At 36.2% G+C, this 23,345-nt stretch carries 19 protein-coding genes; 14 read left to right on the top strand and 5 right to left on the bottom strand.

Features of this window, described 5'->3' with window-relative positions; translation table 11 throughout:
- Entirely contained in the window at nt 1–639 is a 639-nt protein-coding gene (locus tag H4J67_RS10525) for an arylesterase (RefSeq protein WP_182170198.1), read from the bottom strand.
- Between H4J67_RS10525 and H4J67_RS10520 the strand changes: the two genes are divergently transcribed.
- The 3 genes from H4J67_RS10520 (at nt 638) to H4J67_RS10510 (ending at nt 5,103) form a co-directional block, all read left to right on the top strand.
- Entirely contained in the window at nt 638–1,372 is a 735-nt protein-coding gene (locus H4J67_RS10520; RefSeq protein WP_182170201.1) for an ABC transporter ATP-binding protein, read from the top strand. The two genes, H4J67_RS10525 and H4J67_RS10520, sit on opposite strands and share 2 nt — an antisense overlap.
- Nucleotides 1,372–3,948: an ABC transporter permease gene (locus H4J67_RS10515; RefSeq protein WP_259368561.1), complete on the top strand. Its 2,577-nt coding sequence runs from the start codon at nt 1,372–1,374 to the stop codon at nt 3,946–3,948. The genes H4J67_RS10520 and H4J67_RS10515 overlap by 1 nt, the downstream gene beginning before the upstream one ends.
- A gap of 105 nt (nt 3,949–4,053) precedes the next feature.
- Complete coding sequence (locus H4J67_RS10510) at nt 4,054–5,103, top strand: AI-2E family transporter (RefSeq protein ID WP_182170352.1); 1,050 nt, start codon at nt 4,054–4,056, stop codon at nt 5,101–5,103.
- 28 nt (nt 5,104–5,131) lie between these two features.
- Here the strand turns inward: H4J67_RS10510 and H4J67_RS10505 are convergent, their stop codons facing one another.
- A complete protein-coding gene (locus H4J67_RS10505; protein WP_182170204.1) occupies nt 5,132–5,605 on the bottom strand; it encodes a DUF2947 domain-containing protein in 474 nt (157 codons plus the stop codon).
- Nucleotides 5,606–5,984: 379 nt separating this feature from the next.
- Between H4J67_RS10505 and H4J67_RS10500 the strand changes: the two genes are divergently transcribed.
- From H4J67_RS10500 to H4J67_RS10490, 3 genes are all read left to right on the top strand, one after another.
- On the top strand, nt 5,985–7,451 hold the full coding sequence (locus H4J67_RS10500; RefSeq protein WP_182170206.1) for a methyl-accepting chemotaxis protein: 1,467 nt from the start codon (nt 5,985–5,987) through the stop codon (nt 7,449–7,451).
- Between the two features lie 4 nt (nt 7,452–7,455).
- The gene (locus H4J67_RS10495) at nt 7,456–7,962 is read left to right on the top strand and encodes a DUF6436 domain-containing protein (protein WP_182170209.1); all 507 of its coding nucleotides are present in this window, start codon (nt 7,456–7,458) and stop codon (nt 7,960–7,962) included.
- A 130-nt stretch (nt 7,963–8,092) separates the two neighbouring features.
- Nucleotides 8,093–8,740 carry a DsbA family oxidoreductase gene (locus tag H4J67_RS10490; protein ID WP_182170211.1) on the top strand — a complete coding sequence of 216 codons (648 nt, stop codon included), beginning with the start codon at nt 8,093–8,095 and terminating at the stop codon, nt 8,738–8,740.
- Between the two features lie 202 nt (nt 8,741–8,942).
- Here the strand turns inward: H4J67_RS10490 and H4J67_RS10485 are convergent, their stop codons facing one another.
- The gene (locus tag H4J67_RS10485) at nt 8,943–9,716 is read right to left on the bottom strand and encodes a sulfite exporter TauE/SafE family protein (protein WP_182170212.1); all 774 of its coding nucleotides are present in this window, start codon (nt 9,714–9,716) and stop codon (nt 8,943–8,945) included.
- A gap of 381 nt (nt 9,717–10,097) precedes the next feature.
- On the opposite strand from H4J67_RS10485, the gene H4J67_RS10480 reads away from it, so the two are divergent.
- From H4J67_RS10480 to H4J67_RS10455, 6 genes are all read left to right on the top strand, one after another.
- Nucleotides 10,098–11,285 (top strand): YbfB/YjiJ family MFS transporter, encoded by a 1,188-nt coding sequence (locus tag H4J67_RS10480; protein ID WP_182170214.1) that lies wholly within the window; start codon nt 10,098–10,100, stop codon nt 11,283–11,285.
- A 933-nt stretch (nt 11,286–12,218) separates the two neighbouring features.
- Entirely contained in the window at nt 12,219–13,121 is a 903-nt protein-coding gene (locus H4J67_RS10475; RefSeq protein ID WP_182170216.1) for a phosphate/phosphite/phosphonate ABC transporter substrate-binding protein, read from the top strand.
- The gene (locus tag H4J67_RS10470) at nt 13,121–15,520 is read left to right on the top strand and encodes an EAL domain-containing protein (protein WP_182170219.1); all 2,400 of its coding nucleotides are present in this window, start codon (nt 13,121–13,123) and stop codon (nt 15,518–15,520) included. The genes H4J67_RS10475 and H4J67_RS10470 overlap by 1 nt, the downstream gene beginning before the upstream one ends.
- 1,455 nt (nt 15,521–16,975) lie before the next feature.
- Complete coding sequence (locus H4J67_RS10465) at nt 16,976–18,100, top strand: hypothetical protein (RefSeq protein WP_182170222.1); 1,125 nt, start codon at nt 16,976–16,978, stop codon at nt 18,098–18,100.
- 104 nt (nt 18,101–18,204) lie between these two features.
- Nucleotides 18,205–18,978 (top strand): hypothetical protein, encoded by a 774-nt coding sequence (locus H4J67_RS10460; RefSeq protein WP_182170225.1) that lies wholly within the window; start codon nt 18,205–18,207, stop codon nt 18,976–18,978.
- A 35-nt stretch (nt 18,979–19,013) separates the two neighbouring features.
- Nucleotides 19,014–19,556: a hypothetical protein gene (locus H4J67_RS10455; RefSeq protein ID WP_182203684.1), complete on the top strand. Its 543-nt coding sequence runs from the start codon at nt 19,014–19,016 to the stop codon at nt 19,554–19,556.
- A gap of 384 nt (nt 19,557–19,940) precedes the next feature.
- On the opposite strand, the gene H4J67_RS10450 is transcribed toward H4J67_RS10455, so the two are convergent.
- Together H4J67_RS10450 and H4J67_RS10445 are read right to left on the bottom strand one after the other, a co-directional pair.
- On the bottom strand, nt 19,941–21,530 hold the full coding sequence (locus H4J67_RS10450; RefSeq protein WP_182170230.1) for an ATP-binding protein: 1,590 nt from the start codon (nt 21,528–21,530) through the stop codon (nt 19,941–19,943).
- 52 nt (nt 21,531–21,582) lie between these two features.
- A complete protein-coding gene (locus H4J67_RS10445; RefSeq protein WP_182170233.1) occupies nt 21,583–22,140 on the bottom strand; it encodes a carboxymuconolactone decarboxylase family protein in 558 nt (185 codons plus the stop codon).
- A gap of 424 nt (nt 22,141–22,564) precedes the next feature.
- Between H4J67_RS10445 and H4J67_RS10440 the strand changes: the two genes are divergently transcribed.
- On the top strand, nt 22,565–22,900 hold the full coding sequence (locus H4J67_RS10440; protein WP_182170236.1) for a hypothetical protein: 336 nt from the start codon (nt 22,565–22,567) through the stop codon (nt 22,898–22,900).
- A complete protein-coding gene (locus tag H4J67_RS10435; RefSeq protein WP_182203682.1) occupies nt 22,901–23,101 on the top strand; it encodes an outer membrane protein in 201 nt (66 codons plus the stop codon).
- Nucleotides 23,102–23,345 lie beyond the last annotated feature (244 nt).

The following is a 23,345-nucleotide window of genomic DNA, read 5'->3' as shown; positions in this document are numbered from 1 at the left end:
TTATTTTTTCATGATTTCTTTTAACTGACTAGCGACAAATTCAGCAATAATGGGCTGAGCTTTAACACTAGGGTGAATGCCATCTTTTTGCATTAAACTGGCGTCGGTGACTAAGGGCTCAACAAAAAAAGGTAACAAGTTAATGTTAGTTTCAGCGGCAACATCAATAAATACTTGTTCGAACATTTTATTATAACGAGGCCCATAATTTGGGGTTATTTTGATTTGATAGAGTGTCACTGGAATATTTTTATCTTGAGCGAGCTTTATCATTTGTAACAAATTATTTTTAATTTTCTTTGGTGAGTAGCCTCTAAGGCCATCATTGCCACCAAGTTCTATCACTAAATGGTCAACCTTTTCTTTGGCTAATATCCCAGGTAACCTTGATAAACCGCCTGTTGTAGTCTCACCACTAATGCTAGCATTAGTGATCTTATAAGGACTTTTTTGCGTAGTTAATTGTGTATTTAGCAGGTGAACCCAGCCTTGGTTTTGTTTCATTCCATAGCTTGCACTAACACTATCACCTAGTAGTAAAATAGAATGCCTGGCTGAAGGGTTAGCCAATGTCGAAAAAGATATAGAAATTAAAGCTATTAAGCTTAAAAACAAAATATAAATGGGATGTTTATTCATGAAGTCAAATTCCGAAGCCATATTAAAAGTAAGTGCGTTAACTAAGTCTGTGCAGTTAGAAGAGAAAACTCTTGATCTACTTCAACCTGTTGACCTAACGGTCAATACAGGTGAAACATTAGCAATAGTAGGTTCATCAGGCTCAGGAAAAACAACCTTGTTAGCTATTTTAGCGGGCTTAGATTTACCTACATCAGGTGAAGTTTATCTTAAAAACCACCCATTGCACCAGTTTAATGAAGAGCAACGTAGTCAAGTACGAGCAGATCACGTTGGATTTATCTTCCAGCAATTTTTATTAATTAGCAGTTTAACCGCACTTGAAAATGTTATGTTGCCGGCTGAGTTGGCAAATTTACCTGATGCAAAACAGCAAGGACTGGCGTTACTTGAAGCTGTAGGTCTTGGTGAACGTGCCGAACACTATCCGTCACAATTATCGGGTGGTGAACAACAACGGGTCGCTATTGCTCGCGCTTTTATTACCAAGCCCGACGTATTATTCGCCGATGAACCTACCGGAAATTTAGATACCAAAACAGGGGTGCATATCGCCGATTTACTTTTTCAATTAAATGAAAAACATGGCACTACCTTAATATTGGTTACTCACGATCCAAAATTAGCCCAGCGCTGTCAACGTCAAGTTGAAATGGACAGCGGCGTTCTACAAGAGATTAATCTCAACAATGCCAATCAAGATGAACTTCCTGCTCATATGAAAGTAGGTTAATGATGACTGAATTAAGGGTAAAACCATCAAATACTTGGGTTAAACAATCATTACGACTGTTACATCATGAGTTTTGCCGCGGTGACTTAACCATTATATTTTTAGCGATTGTTCTCGCAGTCGGTACCGTATTTTCATTAACGGGTTTTTCAGAGCAAATTAAGCAAGCTATCATCACCAACAGCGCTAACACCATAGCAGCTGATCGTGTGCTGGGCTCTAACCGAGTAATACCTACCGAATATCTTGATAAAAGTGACAGTTTATCGCTAAATGTCGCCTCAAAAATATTACTGGATTCTATGGTATTTTCAGGTGACAACATGCTGTTATCTGAACTTGATGTTGTTTCTGAAAAATATCCTTTGCGTGGCGAGTTTCTCGTTAAAACGTCGTTAGATCAAGAAATACCCAGCTCGGTTGGTGCGCCAAAACAAGGAACGGCTTATGTTGAAGAAAGTATTCTTAGCCGTTTAGATGTTAAAATTGGTGGCACAATAGAAGTAGGGGTGCTCCCACTGACTGTTGCCGGTGTTATTGTAGAAATTCCTGACCGTTCATACCGTATGTTTGTTGCCGGACCCACTATATTTTTTAATATTAAAGATATAGAGAAAACGCAATTAATAAAGCCAGGCAGTCGCGTTTATTATCAATATATGTTTGCGGGGGAACGTGACGATATTGAAGCATTTGAAACCTGGATAAAGCCACAACTTAATGAAACTCAAAATTGGTACGATGCTAAATCAGCAAAAAATCGTTTATCAAAGGTATTAGATAGCTCAGAGAAGTTTTTATCATTAGCCAGTATGTTAGGTATTGTGCTTGCTGCTGTCGCTGTTGCTGTCGCCAGTCGACGATACGGGCAACGTCATCAACCTATGGTTGCAGTATTTAAAGCGTTAGGCGCTTCAACATCACATGTAAAAAAATTGTATATGCTGCACTGGGGCTTACTTAGCTTAATAAGTATCATAGTAGGGCTTATTGTTGGTTATATGCTGATGCTCGCGGGTGTGAGTGCTATAGAGAGCTACTTGTCATTAGATGAGAGCCAACTAACGTTTAAACCATTTATTACTGCTGTGATAACCGGAGTGCTTTGTGCGGTTGCCTTTGCCATTCATCCTATTACTGAATTAATTTCAACGAAACCACTCGATGTTATTCGCGGTTTTAGCAAAAATGAATTACCAAGGTTTGGTTGGCATCAAGTGATTCCACTATTGGCACTTTTTGCGCTTCTGATGTTATTTAGTCGCGATCTCGTTATGAGTTTGTCATTGTTGTTAGGTGGTATATTAGTTTCTGGTGTTTTATTGCTTTTAGGGCGATTAATTATGGGAGCAGGGCGAAGTGCTGGCGCTAAAGCCGGTAAAGCTTGGCATCTGGCTTTAGCCAACTTAAAGCGCCGCGCCAATGAAAACAGTGTGCAACTAGTCAGTTTTACTATCGCTATTCAGTTATTACTGCTAATAACGGTAATGAAAAGTTCAATTATTGATGAGTGGCAAGCACAGTTCCCAGAAAACACACCTAATCATTATTTACTTAATATTGCCAATGAAGAAGTTGCACCACTAAAAGCTTTTACCGAGCAGCTCAATCTCGATAACCAGGGGTTTTATCCTGTTTTTCGAGGACGTTTATCAGCGATTAATGGTGAAAAAACAGTCAGGATTGACGAAGATGATAATAAAGATTCAGCAACGACCAACGCAGATAAAGCGAAGGTAGAGGATAAAGAAAAGCCAAAAGAGCGAAAAGGTGCAGGCCGTGAATTAAGTTTAACATGGCAAGAGCAATTACCCTTGACCAATGAAGTTATCGAAGGGCAATGGTGGCAAATAGAGGATACATTACCGCAAGTCTCTATGGAAAAAGGTATGGCTGAACGTTTAGATGTTAAGCTTGGCGATGAGCTCACTTTCACGATTGGTACTGACGAATTCACCGTGCCAGTTACTAGTATTCGCGACGTCAACTGGAAGAGTCGACAGTTAAATTTTATTATGGTTTTCAATGAAGCTGCCGTTATCGATATAGAGACCACTTCTATTTCGGCGTGGATGATATCAGACCAGCAAAAAAATGAAGTTTATCGCTTTTTAAGCCAATATCCTACCATCTCAATTATGGATTTTGGTGCAATAATGAAACAACTGACCAGCATGATTGAGCAAGTTTCAATCGCGATTGAACTTATTTTAGTATTAGTTATTTTAGCGGGTAGTTTGGTGTTGGTTGCACAAGTGCAAGCAAGTATGGAAGAGCGTGAGCGAGAGTTAGCGATATTGCGTACCTTAGGTGCAAAAGGTTCACTGCTGCGAAATAGTGTATTGTTTGAGTTTGTTGCACTTGGCGCTGTTGCGGGGTTAATGGCGAGTATTGCGATGGAAATAGCGGTGTTTTTCTTGCAAACGCAAGTCTTTGAAATGTCTGCGAGCTTTCATTTCAACTACTGGTTAGTGGGTATTGCTGCTGGCGCTGGATTTGTTGGTATTATGGGCATGCTAAGTTGTTGGCGATTATTGAATATGTCAAGTTTGACCTTGATCCGTCGAACTATGTAAACCGCGCTTGCTTGTTAACAATCGAAACTTAAGTTTACTAACACTAAATTTAAGTTTCGGGTATAGTAACGTTTTTTAAATGATAAAGTTAACACTATGGGATTAATGGAAAAATCAGGCGGCGCAGTAAAAATGCTGGTAGTAACCGCAGCACTGTTTATTGTTTTTGCAGGGATAAAAACGGCCGCTAATATTTTAGTGCCTTTTTTACTGTCTGTTTTCATCGCTATTATATGTAATCCGCTTATTGCCCGCGCTAGCCGTTATAAAATACCAAAAGTAATAGCGGTACTCTTAGTCATAGCCTTGTTTGTTATTGTTGCTTTATCTCTTGCGGGTTTAGTTGGTAAATCACTTACTGAACTATCCCTTAAACTACCTGAATATCGCGAGCAATTAAGAGTACAGTTTATTTGGATAACTGAGCAGTTAGCCGATAAAAATATCATTATATCGTCAGCGTTATTAATGGAGTATTTTGACCCCGCTGCAGCCATGGGCTTAGCAGCCGATATGCTTAGTGGATTAGGCAGTGTGATGGCCAATTTATTTCTTATTATCATTACGGTTATTTTTATGCTTTTTGAAGCTTCCTCTTTACCTAAGAAGTTACATTTTGCCTTAGCGGATCCCGAAATGCGCTTAAAGCAAATAGACCGTTTTCTTACCTCGGTAAATAACTATTTAGCGATAAAAACCTTAGTGAGTATTGCTACCGGTACTATAGTATCAATAATGCTCTGGGCGTTTGGTTTAGACTTTTACTTGCTTTGGGGAGTGCTTGCTTTTCTGCTTAATTATATTCCTAATATTGGCTCTATTATAGCAGCGGTTCCGGCGATGTCACTGGCCGTATTACAATTGAGTTTACCTGAGGCAGGCCTTATCGGTTTAGGCTACATCACTATTAATATGGTGATGGGAAATATTGTTGAACCTCGTTATTTAGGAAAAGGCTTAGGGCTGTCAACCCTAGTAATTTTTCTGTCGTTAATCTTTTGGGGTTGGTTGCTTGGCTCTGTGGGGATGTTACTTTCGGTGCCATTAACCATGATCATTAAAATAGGCTTAGAGAACGCAGAAGAAGGTCGTTGGTTTGCTGTGCTATTGTCAGGTGAAGACGATATTAACGAACTTGAACATGTTAAGCGCTAAGCCTAAATTTAATCAGCTGTATCTGTTTTTACTTTTTTAAGCCAAGCTTACATTGACCATTAGATAAAAATTGTACCGCTTCTTTACGCTTTTTTCCGATAAGAAGTGGTCCATCATCCATAAAGAGAAAGTTCTTCCAACAACGTTGGAAAACAGCCCAAGTTGTTTCAATGACATTGTTTTTTGCACTACAAAAATAAACCACGGTATTATTGTCCCACGCTAAATGAGCAATAACTTCTGCAGGCAACTCTGCTTGTTCACTGTCCCAAACACTTTCCCAAGCCAATGTTTTCTGCCAGGTTGTTTCTTCAAATGGCCAATCACCCTTTTTGAAAAAATCAGGATGGTCAACTTGCCGACTAATAAAGGTATCCCAAACAACTTGTGCGCGTGCTTGAACCATAGGTTTTATTTTTGTTTTATCTTTATCATCGATCGGCAGGCTTTTATGTCTAAAAATCCAAGCATTTTTAAGGTCATCTAAAGGAATATAATTCATGAAGTCACTAGTATTGGTTTAATGTTATAAGCAAAAGTAGGCAGATGATACACCATTATGATTGAGTTTTTATCTTGAGACTGGGTTATTTTTTATATCGCCTGCACAGCCAAGCTAAATAAAACATATTTTTATAAATATTTAACCGCTTAGGGATCATCTAACTTAGCCAGTAGCAATTAAATTAACTGACTTAAATCTTTACGATATTGATTTGTCAATTTTATTGAACTAAAGTTATGGTATCTTGATTTAAAGCGCGATTTACAGGGACTAAAAGGGTCAGGTTTTATTGGCGATGGTAGCAATTGAACCCTAATATATCGAACTTTAACAATAATGAAATTGATGTTAATTATGTCTGTATAACGGGATAAAAATGAATAAAAATAACACACTATTTACATACCTTTTATGTGTTTTATTTGCTGAAAGTTTACTCTTGGCTTTCATCTACGACTCATACCTATTAGCACTTATTATTGGCCTACCCGCATTACTTGTGCCGATATACTTCTACAAAACAGCTGGAGCTGGTGCTATTTCAGGTCATGTTTCAGCGCTCGCAGTCATGATATTTGCAGCCTTGCATATTCACCAAGCACAGGGCTTAATTGAAGTTCACTTTGAAATCTTTATCCTTTTAGCGTTTTTAATTATTTTTCAAGATTGGCGGGTATTTATTACCGCTATTCTTGTTGTTGCCGTACACCATTTTTCTTTTTACTACTTACAGGTAAATGACACGGGTGTTTATATCTTTGACGAAGATAGATTACTCTTTTCAACCGTGATAATACATGCTGTTTATGCTATTACTGAGTCTATTATTGCTGGCTACATAGCACACTCTATGAAAGTAGAAAGTGAAGTCGGTAAAGAATTATCATCAGTTACCACTTCATTAACGGTAGATGTCAATGCGATTGACTTGAGTATCAAGGCAAGGGCCAATAATAATAGAACTTTACTGTCTTTTAATGAATTATTAGAATTATTATCAAAGGTTATTCAAGGGGTAAAAGAGCAAGTTATAGAATTAAATGCTAATTCACAAAATTTAAATAGAACCAAAGAAGAACTTGAAAGCTCGACAGCACAGCGTCAACAAGAAACTGAAGTGATTGCGACATCAGCAGAAGAAATGGCAGTGACAGTAGCATCTATCGCGCAAGAAACGACCCAATTAAGTGATCAGATGAAAGAAGCTACTGACTTTACGAAGGCATCTAATGAAGAAATTATTAGCATTAATAATCAAAACAAAAATTTAACATCTGCACTTGAAAAGACCAGTGAACAAGTGAACGATCTCGCTAACTCTACAGAAGCTATTTCGAAAGTGTTATCTGAAATAAGTGGTATTGCTGAGCAAACAAATTTATTAGCGTTAAACGCGGCAATAGAAGCAGCAAGAGCAGGAGAGCAAGGTCGAGGGTTTGCTGTTGTTGCCGATGAAGTACGTGCGTTAGCAACTCGCACTAAAGAAAGTACTGACAAAATAGGTCAAACGCTTTCCCTGTTAAAAAGTTACTCTAAGTTAACAACAGACTCAATGACCCATAGCATTGGGATTGTGCAATCGGTCATTGAAAGTGCTGATAAAGCTCAAAAACAAATAGCTCAAGCGTCAGCACTTGTGGAGCATTCCAGTGCTATATCGATTAATGTCGCCGCAGCGGTTGAGCAGCAATCAGTAACCACTGCAGATATAGCAAAAAGTGCCGAAACGTTAAGAGATACAGCTTTAGTCGACAGAGAAAGAGTCCAAGCATTAGCTTCAGAAGCGGATAGTGTTAGTGTTACCTCGAATGCAATGGCACTTAATATTGCTCGTTTTAAATAAACTAATGTCAAAACTTCAGTTGGGTGTACTTACCGTGTGGATAGCTTTTACGCTATCTGCATTTGGTTACCTGATAAAAGATAGGCTTGTTGAGTTTGATGAGAATAATAAATTAGTGGGTGTAGAGTATCAGGAGCTATCAAGTTATTTGCTACCTTTTGCCAAGCCGGCCAATATTACGGGTCAAAAAACACTACTACATTTTTCTACAGCTAGTTGTAAATGCCAACAGTACAGTGAAAAACATATTAAAGATCTCAATAAACTGGCGGGTGCTAATGATTTTTTAATAAAAAATGTTGTCATTAATGAGCACAATGTTATTCCCTCAACGCCCTCTGTAGCATTAATAGATGAATTAGGAGAGGTTGTCTATTTTGGTCCTTATGGACAAGGTTTAGCTTGCTCGCAAACATCAGGTTATGCTCAGACTATGTTAAATAATTACTTAAAAGGTTATGCCGCTAATCTTGTTGTTAAAGAAGCTAAAGGTTGTTATTGCAATGTATAAAGTTACTTTATGTTAATCTGTCGCTAACCATTTTTGTTATGGTTATTTTCTTTACTTAGGTTGTTTTTACTCGGTTTATACGCTGCAAATAATTTAAGTTATTTTACCAACAAATTTCAAGTGAAAAAATATGAATAAACATCTTAAATTAGACATTGTCTCCGACGTTTCCTGCCCTTGGTGTATTATTGGATATCAGTCTTTAAATCAAGCATTAACCAAACTTGCGGATGATATTTCAGTTGATATCACCTGGCAACCGTTTGAGCTCAATCCTGATATGCCAAAAGAAGGTCAGGATATTACCGAACACATTACTGAAAAATACGGCATTAGTGTTGAACAAAGTGAGCAAAATAGATTGATGATCAAGCAACGAGGCTTAGCGCTTGGTTATGAATTTGGTAACCGTGGTGGCGGTCGAATATATAATACATTCGATGCCCATCGGCTGCTTCATTGGGCGAAAGAATATAATAAGCAGACTGAACTTAAACTCGCCTTGTTTGATCTATATTTTAAAGAGAGTGGCGATCCCAGTGATCATCAAAAGCTACTCGATGTAGCGCAAAGTGTTGGTTTAGATAAAGAAAAGGCTCAACAAATATTGGCCTCTGATGAATATAAAGAAGAGGTGCGTACTTTGCAACGCCATTATCAATCGATGGGCATAAGCTCAGTACCTGCCGTGATAGTCAATGATAAGCATTTGATCAGTGGTGGTCAGCCAGCGGATGTTTTTGAACAAGCATTGCGTGAAATAGCTAAAGAAAGTTAAGAAACGTCCTAACAACCCTTTATAAATGAAGGTTCAAATGGTATTTAAGTGGATTTAATCGGCCTTACATAAGCTGCTATGAGTTTTACAAGGTTCTTATTCGAATGCGCTTAGGTTACATTTTTAACCAATAAACGCTGCCACTTAACTTATCGTCTCATTAATATCACCAGCTGTTGCGCGGCGAAAGCTTATCTAAACGTTAGCTAGTATAAATATCATAAAAGAAATATAGGGTGGTTATAGTACTCGCGAAAATAACAAAATACCTGACCTTGGCTTGTGGCAGTTTGCGTGAAACATTTGCGGCAATATAACCTCCAGCTAATGTGCCACACAGCACAATAGTTCCTTGATACCAGGCAATCACATCATTGTAAATAAACACTGTGATAGCAATTAGTGACACTGCCGAAGATATCAATAGCTTTAAGCCATTCATTGTATTGATATTAGTGTGACCAGCTAAGGCTAGATAGCTAAGAGTAATTATGCCTAAACCAGCATTAAAAAAACCACCATAAATAGCGATACCTAACAGAACAATGATCAGTAATAAACTACCTATTGATGAGGCATGTTGGTGATTGACGGCCATTTTTTTTAGTCCAGCATTAACCTTGCCGCCAAAAACAAACAATACACTCGCAAATAACAGTAACCAAGGGATAGCCTCACGAAACAGCACTTCAGGTGTTTTTAGTAATAACCATGCACCGATAATACCGCCGATTACGCTGATTGTTATAATGAATGGTAGTTGAGCTTTATTAGCAGCAATTTCTTTTCGAAAAGCATAAGTACCGCTCATATAGCCAGCACATGAGGCAAAAGTGTTGGTCGCATTTGCGATAATGGGAGGAACGCCAACAAAAATAAGTGCGGGGAAGGTAATAAAACTGCCGCCACCAGCAACTGAGTTAAGCACACCACCAAAAAAACCGGCTAAGAACAGAAAAATCAATTCAAATGACATTAAAAATAATAAACCTGAGCGATTACATTAGCTAGACGGTAACATATTTACATTGAGTCCAATAGCAACATATAGTTTACTGACAATCTAAAAATTAAAGGGGCTATAAAGGGTGGGGTAGTGCAGTAAAGCTATATAGAAAGGGGGCTATTAAGTTGCACATTGAAATAATATTTACTTACGCGAAAAAGTATTCATTGCACTAAATATTATCATGGCTGAGCACTCATTTTTGGTAAAAAAATCTATAAAGATAAAGTCTCTGGTGATTCTTATTTATATGACTATCTTGTATAGCATTTATCACTATTGGTGATTTACCTATCTACCCCTTTAGTTATAAAGTGTAAGATATAGCGAAGAAATGTTTTTTGGACAAATATGCCACAATTTCACCGAGACAGTAACCACTCAATTTTATTAGCAGGTATCTTAGCCCTTGTGGTTGGGGTTGGTGTTGCTCGTTTTGTTTTTACGTCGCTGTTACCGACTATGCTAGAGGAGTCAATCAGCATCGCCTTCGCTGGTGTACTTGCCTCAATCAATTATCTTGGCTATTTGATGGGCTCTGTTTTTTCTATTTTTATTAAAGATATACATGCCAAGGTTAGGTATTTCAGATTTGGTTTGTGCCTTTGTGTGCTTTCTTCTTTTGTTTTAGGCGTTACCGAAAATAATACTCTATGGATTATTGCGCGATTATTGGCGGGATTTGGTGCTGCAATGGCACTCGTTGTTGGCTCTGCTGTTGTTATGTTAAAGCTAAAAGCCACCAATAAGACTAAGGCGATGGGCATTCACTTTAGCGGTTTAGGTTTTTCAATTGTCATTACTGATTTAGTTATGAGAGCGGTATTTTATTTTGGTGGCGATTGGAAAGATGCATGGCTAGTACTCGCTATCCTTGGCGCTTTTTTATCTTGTTATTCGGCTTATATCTTAAGGTTTGATAAACAACCAAGCAGTGAAGTGGTGAAACACAAATTTGATAAAACGCTTTTTTCACCTATGGTTATTGTCTTAATCTTGGCTTACTTTACCGAAGGTATCGGTATGGTGGTACAAGCAACATTTCTGCCTGATATCGTCAATTCATTAGACGGATTAGCAGGATATGGTGGCTATGTATGGTTAGTCGTTGGTATTGCTGGCATCCCTTCTTGTATTATATGGATGCGGTTAGCACATCGCTTTGGCAGTATTAATATCATGATGGCTGCTATGTTGTTGCAGATTGTTGGTATCTTAATTCCTACTTTTTCGAATAATATTATTATGAACCTTATTAGTGGTTTGTTTTTTGGTGCAACATTTATAGGTTTAGTTGCTTTGTTTATGAATTTCGCTGGCCAACTGTCCAATAAAAACCCGGTCTTTATCATGGGCGCAATCACATCAGCTTACGGCCTTGGCCAAATTATTGCCCCCTTGTATTGTGTGGCACTTATTGAACAATTTACCACTTATAACTATGCCTTATATTTAACGGCTATTATCGTTGCGGGTGGTATTTTGTTATTGACTTATGCCAAGTTAAACTTCAAAGAAGCCAAGCAAACTCTGCTGTAGATTTCAGTGTGCGCTTTATCTGCAGGCACAGATAAAGCGCATTGTAGGTAAACGGTAAGTTTATTATCAAGTGTGACTGCGCATAATGATTGATATTAGTCTCATTTACGGTTGGTTTTTTTTAAAGGGATACAGTTAAGGTGGCTTGTTTGAACAAACGATTGTTCAGTCATAATATTTGAGATTCAATGGAGTATTTAGGATCACTTTCTGCACTTTACATAACGAGTTGAAAAATTTAATGTCTTCTTAAATACGATAGCAGACATTAGCATCAATAGATTTTTTTATCTGTTTGTAGTGTTCAGAAGACCTAGTTTACCTTTACGCTGACAGACAACTAAGCCACTATTGCGGTCGTTGATCATCAAATTATTAATGCTAACTTTGTGCGTAAAGAAGAAGTTATATTTTTATATTGTGAGCGTTGATGTAGGTCAACAGTACAACCGTTGGTTGATCTAAGCAGGTCGATAGCCAACCTAATGATCATCGACTAAGCGGACGTTGACAAAATAGGTTTTGCGACTTACTTAATTATCACAAAAAGCAATTTACTGTCTCATCATCAACGTATCTCTATAAGCCAATAAATGCCATTCTAATTTAGTTTTTACTGTGTTTACAGTTTTAGGTTAATTTCATACAAACTTAGTCTGAATTAATAAAACCCCATACCAAGTATCTGACGTTCAAAGGCAAGCAGTGTTTTTCAAGATATTTGGCACTGCTTACCCAAATTTGAAATAATATATTTATTGTCTATTGATCGATATCCTAATCAAAACCCATGCAATTCATACCTTTTGTATCTTGGTATATGTGGTATATTACACAAGTGATTTTTTCAAATTAAAAAGTTATTATCAAATTTATAATAATAAGTTATTATCAAATTCAAAAAGATAACTTACTATAATAAGTGGACTTTCTATGAAAAAATTACTTATTATATTTATTGCCTATCTCTTGTCTGCCTGTGAGCAAAAAACGACTGACAATACCTTGCAGTATAGTAGTACCTCACCCAATGACAATGGTGTTATAATCTATCGTCTTGCTATTCACCCGTTACATAATCCTCAAAAATTGTTCGAGGCTTATCAACCGCTGGTTGATTACCTAAATAGCGAACTACAATATATTAAGATTGAGTTGGAAGCATCTCGAGACTATCGTACGTTTGAAAAGAAATTTCGTGCCCGCCAACCGGAGTTGTTATTACCAAATCCTTGGCAGACACTGCAAGCAATGGATAGCGGTTATCATGTTATAGGTATGGCAGGAGACGCTGATGATTTTAAGGGGATATTTATTGTTCGTAAAGATAATGATATTATTGAACCCCTTCAATTAGAGGGTAAACGTGTAAGTTACCCAGCGCCCACAGCACTTGCCGCCGCGATTATGCCGCAATATTTTTTGTACACTCATGGCATCGATATCAATCAACATACTGAAAATGTTTATGTTGGTTCTCAAGAGTCTTCAATCATGAATGTTTATCTTAGTAATGTCACTGTAGGTGCCACTTGGCCACCATCTTGGCGATCATTTAAAAAAGATAACCCCGAACAAGCAAAGCAACTGAAAGTTGTTTGGCAAACGCCCTCATTGATTAATAATTCAGTAATGATAAGAGATGATGTCCCTGACAAAATTAGTAAACAAATACAGAGTTTACTCATCAATTTAGGTGATTCAGAGCATGGGCAAGTTATTCTCACAGGCATGGAAACAGCTCGAATCACTAGCGCCAATGATGAGGACTATGATGTCGTACGTACTTACATAAAAAACTTCGAAGATAAAGTACGTCCAGTGGAGAATAAATAATGTTTAAAACGCTGCAACAATTAATGTTAGGAAGCTTACATCGTCAATTAATTGTTGGTATGACGCTAACGGTGACATTAATGATGGGGTTATTTGTCTGGAATATTATCCATCACGCGCAAACGGTTAAAATCGAACAATATAAAGTTCAAGCCGTTGCCCTTGCTGACAGTTTATCGACCTCATCGGCAATCTGGGTCGCTTCACGAGACTTCAGTGGTTTACAGGACATTGTCGATGGTGTTTCTCGCTATCCCGATTTAAAACACGCCATAGTATTAGACCCTCGTGGACAAGTTATGGCACATACGGAGAAAGATAAAGTCGGCTTGTACATAACTGAATTACCAAAAGAAAACGAACATCAAACTGTACATTTGACCACTAATATTATTGATGTCACCAAAGCCATCATTTTAGCGGACCGAAAAATTGGCTGGGTACGTATTGGTTTAGACCGTAAACCCTTTGTCGATCAAATAGCAAAAATTAAAACAAATGGTTTTTATTATGCACTAATTACTATTTTATTGGGTACACTCATTACCACACTGGCTAGCCATTACTTGACCCGCCGCTTGTTTACTATTCAAAAGGTCGCTAATAAAGTACAAGCAGGTGCTAATCATTTACGTGTCAACATGCAGGGTACTGATGAAGCGGCATTACTCGCTCGACAGTTCGATCGTATGCTCGATAGTTTAACCCAAAGAGAAATGCAATTGGCTTCATTTTACTCATTAGATCTAGTGGGTTTAGCTATCACCTCTCCCGAAAGAGGTTGGATAAGTGTCAACAATTGCTTGTGCAATATGTTGGAATATTCCGAACAAGAGCTACAAAAGATGACTTGGGCTGAACTAACACACCCTGATGATTTAGAAACCGATATACAACAATTTAATAACATATTTTCTAATAAAGTTGAAGGTTACAGCTTGGAAAAGCGTTTTATTAGTAAAACAGGCAAAGTTATTACCACCATGTTAGTGGTGCGCTGTGTTCGTAAAATAGATGGCAGTGTTGATTATGTTATGGCAATGGTTGCAGACATTAGCCAACAAAAAGCTGATGCCATTAAAATAGAGCAACTTGCTTTTTATGATCCCCTAACGCAATTACCTAATCGACGACTGTTAAGTGACAGGTTAAAACAAGCATTAACGTTTAGCGCTCGTAGGCACCTTTATGGCGCTGTGCTGTTTCTCGATCTGGACGACTTCAAGACACTTAATGATACACAGGGTCATGATATAGGTGATATCTTACTCAAAGAAGTGGCTAAACGATTAACCGCTTGCGTACGAGATACTGACACGGTATCACGTTTTGGAGGCGATGAATTTGTCATTCTATTAGAGGGATTAAATTGTAACAGAATGACTGCGGAAGAAGAGACGAAAGTTGTTGCAGGTAAAATATTAGATAAGATTAACGAGCCTTATAAAATGGCTAACTATACCCATGTTGGTACTATCAGTATTGGCGCGACATTATTTTTCGGCCACGAGTTAACAATTGAAGAACTGTTAAAACAAGCTGATATTGCCATGTATGAGACTAAGAATGATGGCCGTAATGCCTTATGCTTTTTTGAACCACAGATGCAGACTACCATTAATCACCGAGTAGAGCTTGAACGTGATTTGATCTACGCACTAGAACATCGACAATTCCAGTTGTATTATCAAATACAAATGGATAGTTCAAATAAACCATCAGGTACGGAAGCACTGATACGCTGGATTCATCCTAAGCAAGGTTTAATTTCTCCTTTTCATTTTATTTCAATAGCAGAAGACTCAGGTATTATTGTTGAAATAGGAATATGGGTATTGGAAACCGCTTGTGCTCAACTTAAAGCTTGGCAAAGTAATGCTGATACCGCAGGACTATCAATAGCAATTAACGTCAGCGCTAAGCAATTTCATCAAATTAATTTTGTAGACACAATCAAAAATGCTATAGATATTTATGACATCAATTCGTCACTCCTAAAAATCGAGTTAACTGAAAGTTTATTGTTGATAAATATAGAAGAGATTATTGCCAAAATGAATGATTTGGCAGCAATTGGTATTCAGTTCTCATTAGATGACTTTGGTACGGGTTATTCATCGTTACAATACTTAAAGCGATTGCCATTGTATCAGCTTAAAATTGATCAATCCTTTGTACGTGATCTAGGTATAAATATTAGCGATGAAATCATTGTTACGACTATTATTTCGATGGCACATAGTTTGGGGTTGAATGTGATTGCAGAAGGTGTAGAAACTGAAGAACAGCAAAGATTTCTATTAAGTCAAGGGTGTAAAAATTTTCAGGGCTATTTTTTTGGTAAGCCAATACCTATTAATGAGTTTGAAAAATTATTATCTGAATCGAAGCCTAAATGATAAAAATGGTGATTTATACGCCATTTAATATGAATAAGATTAGCGGGAATTGCTCAATTAACTATAATTAATCAGTCCTGCTGAATGTGAAGCGCTGCATTATTATTTTCATTCTGCGACAAGGTAAGCTTAAAGTTTGACTGATGTCTTTAATATGAGAATGTAAAGTATCTCAAATATCATGTTACGTTAAAAAATCATTGGTTTTTTCGTATCGCTTCATAACGGTACCAGATAAATGCTCTTAATTAATATTAACTCACTGTTCGACTGTTTGTTGTATTGATGGCGGCGGTTCATCGTTCTTCAGTCTTATGAATTAAAAAGTATCGCTAATTCCAGTAAAGCACAATCAGTTTTGCTAATGAAATCCTGTGAACGACGCCACAGTCTATTTTACATTCAGGTTGAGCGATTCATAGACAAAACTCATCATTTTTTATATTTATGAGGAACGTCCACTATCGGGAAGTTGGAATAGTAATTTGATTGTTCAGCCATGTCCGCTCTAGATCAAAAAATACAAAATTTTTCAGTATAAATTCTCAAATGCTAATGTCTTCAGTGCGGCATTAGTTTGCGTTAAGAGGCGAAACACCAACAGCAGCTATGAGCTTAAAGCTGTCTGACAAACGAGCTATAAATTTCGGTTAGTATTACCCTAAATATCATCATGACTTTTGGCGTAAATGTTTCAAATAATTTAACTCAGTTTAGCTACAGCCCAGAAAATCCTACTCAAGAATTCTCATATACAGAAATTATATTAATCTGTGACTGCGCATAATGTTTGAGACTACAAATCACTAAATGATATTTGTTACTCAGTATGTCACGTATTGAAATTAAAGGATTTTAGGTAATATTCACTTATGTCACAAAGGGGGCATTTCATTTTTTTGCTGAAAAGTTGATTCAGATTAGAAATATTATATTATTATTTAGAAAAATGGCTCATCAAGTAATGATGATTGGCAAACCTAAAAATCATAACCATATCGTCTAACTATCTGCTCAATTAATTCATAGAACCATTTTGGAGCATTTGTTGAGATATACACCTTATGAATGAGCTTTTCTATATCAATGTTTATATTGATTCCAGATTCTGTATTACCCTTTGATTTTATCAACCCTCTTAGAATTATATTTCTTAGATGAATATTTAGACTTTTTTTAAATAAGTTGAAATAAATTAAATGACTGGGTTAGCGTTTGCGTAATTTATATTTTTTACCTATGATTATTTGCGAACACGGAAAGTTAACACTGACATGCTTTAGGAACCCTCCTTTTTTAGTGTTTATATGGTATAAGGATATCCCCCTTCATAATTAAAACATTTGGGTATCGCTTAGAGGTTGCCTCCGGAAATCGTGATTGAGTAATGAGGGTTAATTGTAGAAAATTAACCCACATGCCTTTCACTCTCTAAACTTTATTTAAGGTATAAATATGACTGCCACATCAACCCCAGAAATTAAAGCAACAGAAATTCAACCGCCTCCTAAGAACCCACATAATATTGAAGCAACAAAATATTATGTATTCAATCAGACAGGCAACATTATGATGTCTAGTACCATTGATTCGAATACGCCTATTTCAGAAGAGGTTCAAAAGATATTTGCAGAAGTATCAGTATTTTTCGCTGGTATGTCTCGTGCTATGTCAACGACATTAAACCCTATAACAGGAAAACCCTATTCACTTTATAATTATGCAGCTTTAAAAAGTGTGATAAAAGGGTCAGGATTATTTGTTCATGTTACAGAAGAGGATGTAACACATACCAGTAAAAGCGGTGGCGCGACATTCAGTAAAGAGCTTATTGAATCATTGCTTGGTTTAGCAACCGGTACTGGCGCATTAGGTTTTGCAACTTCAATGATCCACTCGATTGGTAAAGAAGGCTTAACTATTTCAGCAAGCAATGACCATACTGACAATAAAGTGTGTAACATAGTATTTGTATGCGAATATTTACTTGGAATGCCTTCTGTAAGCGCAATCGTTGTTTATGCTGACATGACTAAAAACGAAACGTCTTTTCAAGTAGGACCTTGTATAAAAGGACATTCAGAAAGCATTAAATTAGAGTTGCATAAAGATACTTATATGTTTGTCACGCCAACCTTCATTCATGAATATGCTGGTGATTTAGATTCTATTAATTCAGATGCAAAATATCTACAGATGATAAGTTGGTTGGAAGGTCTTCTGCTGAGAACCCCTACAATATTTAATTTAGCTGACAAAGGTAATAGTTACGCGACAATTGAGTCTGGGCAAGAATTAACACCGAGTCATCCTTATGTATTACAAGGCCAATTTTTACCTATAGCTGTTGCAAGTACAGGTGCTGGCCAAGAAGAAATTACAGTCGAACTTAAATGGGCTGATCCAAATGCAACAGCAACATTCACAGCTCCTGATTTCACTGAAGATCAAATTATATTCACAGTTGCAGGTGGTCCCCAAGAAGCTGAGTCAGCAATCCTTGTCGTTGTGAAAAAGGGGACGGGTGAGCCTAAAACCGTAGCAGTATCAAGTGGTGCATACAAGGTTGGAGCCAGCTAATTATCGTAACTTATAGCTTAGCTTTTGTAATGAGTAATTCAGAGGCTAAGCAGTCTAAGCGTATAATTTTTAAATAACCATTAGTGGGGCATTAAATCAACGGCATGCTAGCTCATCAACAAGGCTTGTGGATAATTGTAATCTTTGTAGTGCTAATTATTATTGTCAATACCACATTTATTCTAATCAAAAGAAAGATAAATAAAATCACCGGCAAGAGTAATGTTGTTGATGTGAAATGCTATGTTGTCTTAAACGAAACAGGTAATATTATTATTAAAACTAATCAAGATCCCTCTGAGAAACTACCTGACAATTTGATAAGAATATTCATGGAAGCAGTATCATGCCTGTGCATGATGACTAAAACTATTTCAACAACCATAGATCCAAATACGGGTAAATTCTTTTCAATTTATGAACATTCAGCTCTCGAACAGTTGCTGCAAAATCATCCACTTTTTTTACTTCTATCTAAGGAGTCTTGTGCATACAAAATCAAACACGAACAAGATTTTGCTGATAAACCTTCTAATGACCACTTAGGCTGCAATACTCCCCCTGACGTTAAGCGAAAAATCAGATCAATATATTCCAATATGTATATGGCATCAAAGCGTATTAAAAAGGAAGAAGGCCAAAGCGGGAACTCTCGATTAGGACACTTAACCCTATGTTGTGAAAGTCTTTTAGGTATTCCTTCTATTTCGGTGGTAATGATACATGTCAGTCGTACAGAATGTGAAAAAATCCCTTTAAAACAGAATAAGAATTGGTGGGACGTTTCTAGTGAAGTTGTTGAATTTAGAAAAGACACCTACCTTTTTAATAGTCCATCGTTATTTCTAGATTATGACAATTCTTTTCCAAGCAATTAACGATACATTAAGCGTAACTTTATAAGGAAATATTTATGCATATTACATCAAAGCAAATAATGGGTTGGACTCAAGATTTAATTATTAGTTCTCAATGCGAACGCTACAATAAACTTATAGCTGCATGTTTAACAAAAGGAGGCGCGGAATGTTGGGTACAAGTTGAACTTGACGCAAAGTATAAAACACTACCAGATGAGCCGACTGTTCAAAGAGAGCAAGCCATATATACATATAAGAACCTATCAGTCGACTTTCTTATTTCAAATGTTGATGGAAGTATGTGTGTTGAATTAAAGGTTGAGTCTTTGTTCCAGAGTGCTGGAGATGGTCATGTGACGATTCCTCATGGAGGGTATAAAAAAGTAGAAAAAGATGTTGAAAAGCTCCGTGACAAAAGAAGTGAAGAATATAGATATATTGATGCCTGTGTTGTCGCCTTAGTCTGGTCGACACAATTAAGAGGTGCAATGGGTGAGTGGCTGATGGAATCAGGTTTGCATTATGAAGTAGAGGAAATTAAAGCAATTAACGACGGAGAGGAATACATTGTAAGCGTATATGTAATTGAGATTTGATGCATGTAGTCTGATCTGATTGTATATACCTTCATGTTAATCTCGTTATTGAAAGTAATAATAACTCTAACGGATCCTCTAATTAAATTGTACCGTCCCGTTACACATATGTGGATCGTCAAACATAATGAGAAATGCGTCACACGATGAGAAAATTTAACATTTAAGTTACACTAGATAGACATTTTGTAACTCGCCAACGATCCAATAAGGTCAGCTCAGATACGATAGCGGACCATTTGGATTTTAATACAGGAGCCGTTCAGTAAGCATTGCTGACACTATCTAAAAACTTTTTGTTTTATATTACTTATCTCATTCTATCAAATCGACGTCACTAATATTAAACTTTGGATGATGATTTTAATTAGAGGGGGATTTCAATTAAATATTTACTAATTCGCCATTTCGTTGATAACGAGTAGACAACGCTCTTTCTAGTTCTGTTATTAAAAGCGGTTTTGGAATAAAGTCATCCATGCCTACTGCGGCACAATCCTCTCTATCCTTCTTTAGTACATTAGCCGTCATGGCAACTATAATGGGGCGCTTTTGTCCGTAACGTTTGACGATTTCTTTTGCAGCAGTCAGCCCGTCCATTTCTGGCATTTGTAAATCCATAAAAATAATGCTGTATTTGTCACTATTTAACGCTTCTAATGCTTCAAGACCATTAGCGGCAACTTTACATTCAAAACCTAATTTAGATAACATCATTTTTATGATGGTCTGATTTATACGTATATCTTCAACAACAAGTATTTTATGATTAAGGTTGATAGCATCAGATAATTCACCTTTAGCGCTTTTTTTAACATAGGCTTCTTGAATATTCTGAATGGTTTTTAAGGGAAAAGATAAGTGGAATACAGTGCCTTTTTTTTCTTCGCTTTCGACTCTAATGTTGCCACCCAATGCTTTGGCAAGGTTAGCTGAAATAGCAAGTCCTAGACCTGTGCCTCCAAACCTCCTACTCATTGAATTATTGGCTTGAGTAAATGGTTGAAATAGATTTTTCTGATCGAGTCTACTAATACCAATCCCCGTATCTTTTACAATTATATTAACTTGATAGAGAGAGAGACCTTTTTTTTCACATTTCACAGCAATATTAACTTCACCTACTTCAGTGAATTTAATGGCGTTATTTAATAGGTTAATTATTATTTGTTTTATTCTTGCTATATCACCGCTAAGTATTATGGGTGTATCGCCATCAAAAAAAGTGGTTATTCTAAGTCTTTTAAGGTCAGCCGCAGCAGAAGATAGTTTAACCACCTCTTCTAAAGACTGAATAAGGTTAAAATCAACTTCATCTAACTCAAGATTACCGGTTTCTAAATTACTATAATCTAATATGTCATTGAGTATTCTTAATAATTCGTCGCTGCAATTCGTTACTGTACCAAGCATTTCTGATTGTTGGTTATTGAGCTGCGTATCTTTTAGTAACTGTACGACTCCCAAAATACCATTCATTGGTGTTCTTATTTCATGAGAGATAGTGGCCAAAAACATAGACTTTAGCTTATTGGATTCTTCTAAAATTTCTTTTTCATTGTGTAATTGTCTATTTTTAAATTCGTTATTCTTGGTTTCCAATAGTTTTTTGACGGATGCACAAAATAGCTCTAACACAATTGAACTTTGGGAAGAAAAACGTTCAGAACGTTGTAAAAAGAGTATCAATTTAGAGCTTTTACTGTCTTTATATAACACACTGTAAAATAGGTGATAGTTGTTTTCAGATAACGAAATTGGCATGTTTTTAATATAGTCTAAAATCGGTAGTTGGTTTAACGATTCGAAATCATGGTTTGTATCCTCGTTATTTAAAACGAGTTCAAGGTGACATTTTTTTGACTTTTCAAGGATAATACATAGATCAAAATTGATAATCCACATCAATTTATCGACAGACTGACTTATTATTTTACTGACATCTATAGAAGGATTGATACTATCTTCTGCCATTGTATTTGTTAATTCAATTAAAGACGCTAATTGGTATGTATCAATTAGGTTCTTAGGCATTATTAAGCAAACTCACAACTTTTTGGTCAACATCAATCATAATACCTTGCGCTAGTGTATTTGAATAATTGACCAAACTAACGAGAGCCATCAATTCAAATATTTGGCTTTTTGTCAGACCAGAGTCGAGTAAAATATGATGGTCTGCTTCAACAATTGATTCTGGATTAATAGCCATTTTTTTAGAAAAAGCAATGGATAGCTTAACCCTTTTGGGGTTTAAGTTAGTTGCCTTTTCTAATACTTTTTGAATGTCCCCTTCATTTACATTAAGAAGCTTACACATCGCTGTATGAATATCAGTGCAATAGCTGCAGTTTTTTTCATTTGATACCGCAACAAAAACTAGTTCCTTTAATGGCCGAGGTAATTCACCTTTCACTAAAATGTTTTTTAGGGCATGCCACGTTACTTCTAATACAACAGCGTTGTAGTTGCCAAGTACTTTAAAATAATCAACAAGACCTTCGTTGCCTAAATACTCAAATATATCATCATAAATCTCTTTAACTGACTCAGAAGCGTCTTCATATTCCAATAAACAATACATTTCTTGACCCTAATTAAAAAGTTACACTAATTGTAGTCCATTACTTTGATCTGATCCAATTGTTATGGATAGCTTGGTATTGTTGTTCTTAAGTCTATTAATAGCGCTCAGTTGACCTAAAGAGTAGCCAATAACTTACTTCCGCTTTTGGCTAAGAGAAGCATTCTTCTCTTACATACGCATAATGTCTGCTATATATAAATTTTAGTGTTTTAAACCATACTTATAGTCCCTTCAAGAAAAGGAGTACTATTATGTATAACAGCAAATCAACTTCACAAAAACCTGTTGGAATAAAGGCAAGCTAGTTTATGGCAAGTTTATAAGAAGCTATTAGACGGACATTGCTGAGAAGTTTACATAAGAAGTTTTAGCTTTATTATGCTTACTCTTTAATTACGCAGTTATTTTAAGGAAAAGTAAAATGAACAAATGGATTGGTGTAATATTAATAAGTTTTGTATTTATACATTTTGATTGTAAATCAAAAGAGGTACAAAAATTTTATTTTGGGGCATCAATAGTCATAGTTGGCTATGCTGATGCAGATATTACTCCTTATAAAGTAGGTGCAGGTTACAATTTTGATAAAAATTTCTCTATCGAAGTAAATTCTTTTAAATTTGGGGAGAAAGACCTATTTTTCGCTTCAGAAGAGTTTACGGGAGACGGATACTCTATTGAAATGCTCGCTAAATATCCTTTTGGTGATCTTTCTTTATATGGGAAATTAGGGGTTTTGCGGTGGTCAGAAGAATGAATGAAAAATGACTCTCCTATGGAGGAAAATAACTTAATTCACATAAAAGATATAGGAACTGATTTAATCTGTGGTTTAGGTTTTAGTTATAATATTACGGAAAATTTTTCTTTAAAAATTGAATACCTAAAAAGTAACATCAATAAACATGCAGTAACCCTTTTTCTATTGGATTCGATATTATTTTCTGATAAAAAATAAAAAGACATTCAAGCATGACAAATAGCAATTGGCTATTAATGGAGTGTTATTAATACTAATCCAAATTCAGTTTTATCGCATTAGTGCTAATGTCTCAAAAGTGGCAAAAATGATCATTAGAAGCCAATTTCATTTAGTTATTGGTAATCTCAAACATTATGCGTTTTCACACAAGATCATCATTTTAATATTATTCATATGATGACCTTGCTTATATTATGCGTCTATTTACTGACTTAATACT

The sequence above is a fragment of the Colwellia sp. BRX10-4 genome (assembly GCF_014077465.1).
GTDB lineage: Bacteria > Pseudomonadota > Gammaproteobacteria > Enterobacterales > Alteromonadaceae > Colwellia_A.
This window is presented reverse-complemented; position numbering and strand designations above follow the sequence as displayed.

Coding starts and splice junctions, on each gene's coding strand:
- H4J67_RS10520 (WP_182170201.1), top strand. CDS start 638: ATGAAGTCAAATTCCGAAGCCATATTAAAAGTAAGTGCGTTAACTAAG.
- H4J67_RS10525 (WP_182170198.1), bottom strand. CDS start 639: ATGAATAAACATCCCATTTATATTTTGTTTTTAAGCTTAATAGCTTTA.
- H4J67_RS10515 (WP_259368561.1), top strand. CDS start 1,372: ATGATGACTGAATTAAGGGTAAAACCATCAAATACTTGGGTTAAACAA.
- H4J67_RS10510 (WP_182170352.1), top strand. CDS start 4,054: ATGGAAAAATCAGGCGGCGCAGTAAAAATGCTGGTAGTAACCGCAGCA.
- H4J67_RS10505 (WP_182170204.1), bottom strand. CDS start 5,605: ATGAATTATATTCCTTTAGATGACCTTAAAAATGCTTGGATTTTTAGA.
- H4J67_RS10500 (WP_182170206.1), top strand. CDS start 5,985: ATGAATAAAAATAACACACTATTTACATACCTTTTATGTGTTTTATTT.
- H4J67_RS10495 (WP_182170209.1), top strand. CDS start 7,456: ATGTCAAAACTTCAGTTGGGTGTACTTACCGTGTGGATAGCTTTTACG.
- H4J67_RS10490 (WP_182170211.1), top strand. CDS start 8,093: ATGAATAAACATCTTAAATTAGACATTGTCTCCGACGTTTCCTGCCCT.
- H4J67_RS10485 (WP_182170212.1), bottom strand. CDS start 9,716: ATGTCATTTGAATTGATTTTTCTGTTCTTAGCCGGTTTTTTTGGTGGT.
- H4J67_RS10480 (WP_182170214.1), top strand. CDS start 10,098: ATGCCACAATTTCACCGAGACAGTAACCACTCAATTTTATTAGCAGGT.
- H4J67_RS10475 (WP_182170216.1), top strand. CDS start 12,219: ATGAAAAAATTACTTATTATATTTATTGCCTATCTCTTGTCTGCCTGT.
- H4J67_RS10470 (WP_182170219.1), top strand. CDS start 13,121: ATGTTTAAAACGCTGCAACAATTAATGTTAGGAAGCTTACATCGTCAA.
- H4J67_RS10465 (WP_182170222.1), top strand. CDS start 16,976: ATGACTGCCACATCAACCCCAGAAATTAAAGCAACAGAAATTCAACCG.
- H4J67_RS10460 (WP_182170225.1), top strand. CDS start 18,205: ATGCTAGCTCATCAACAAGGCTTGTGGATAATTGTAATCTTTGTAGTG.
- H4J67_RS10455 (WP_182203684.1), top strand. CDS start 19,014: ATGCATATTACATCAAAGCAAATAATGGGTTGGACTCAAGATTTAATT.
- H4J67_RS10450 (WP_182170230.1), bottom strand. CDS start 21,530: ATGGCAGAAGATAGTATCAATCCTTCTATAGATGTCAGTAAAATAATA.
- H4J67_RS10445 (WP_182170233.1), bottom strand. CDS start 22,140: ATGTATTGTTTATTGGAATATGAAGACGCTTCTGAGTCAGTTAAAGAG.
- H4J67_RS10440 (WP_182170236.1), top strand. CDS start 22,565: ATGAACAAATGGATTGGTGTAATATTAATAAGTTTTGTATTTATACAT.
- H4J67_RS10435 (WP_182203682.1), top strand. CDS start 22,901: ATGAAAAATGACTCTCCTATGGAGGAAAATAACTTAATTCACATAAAA.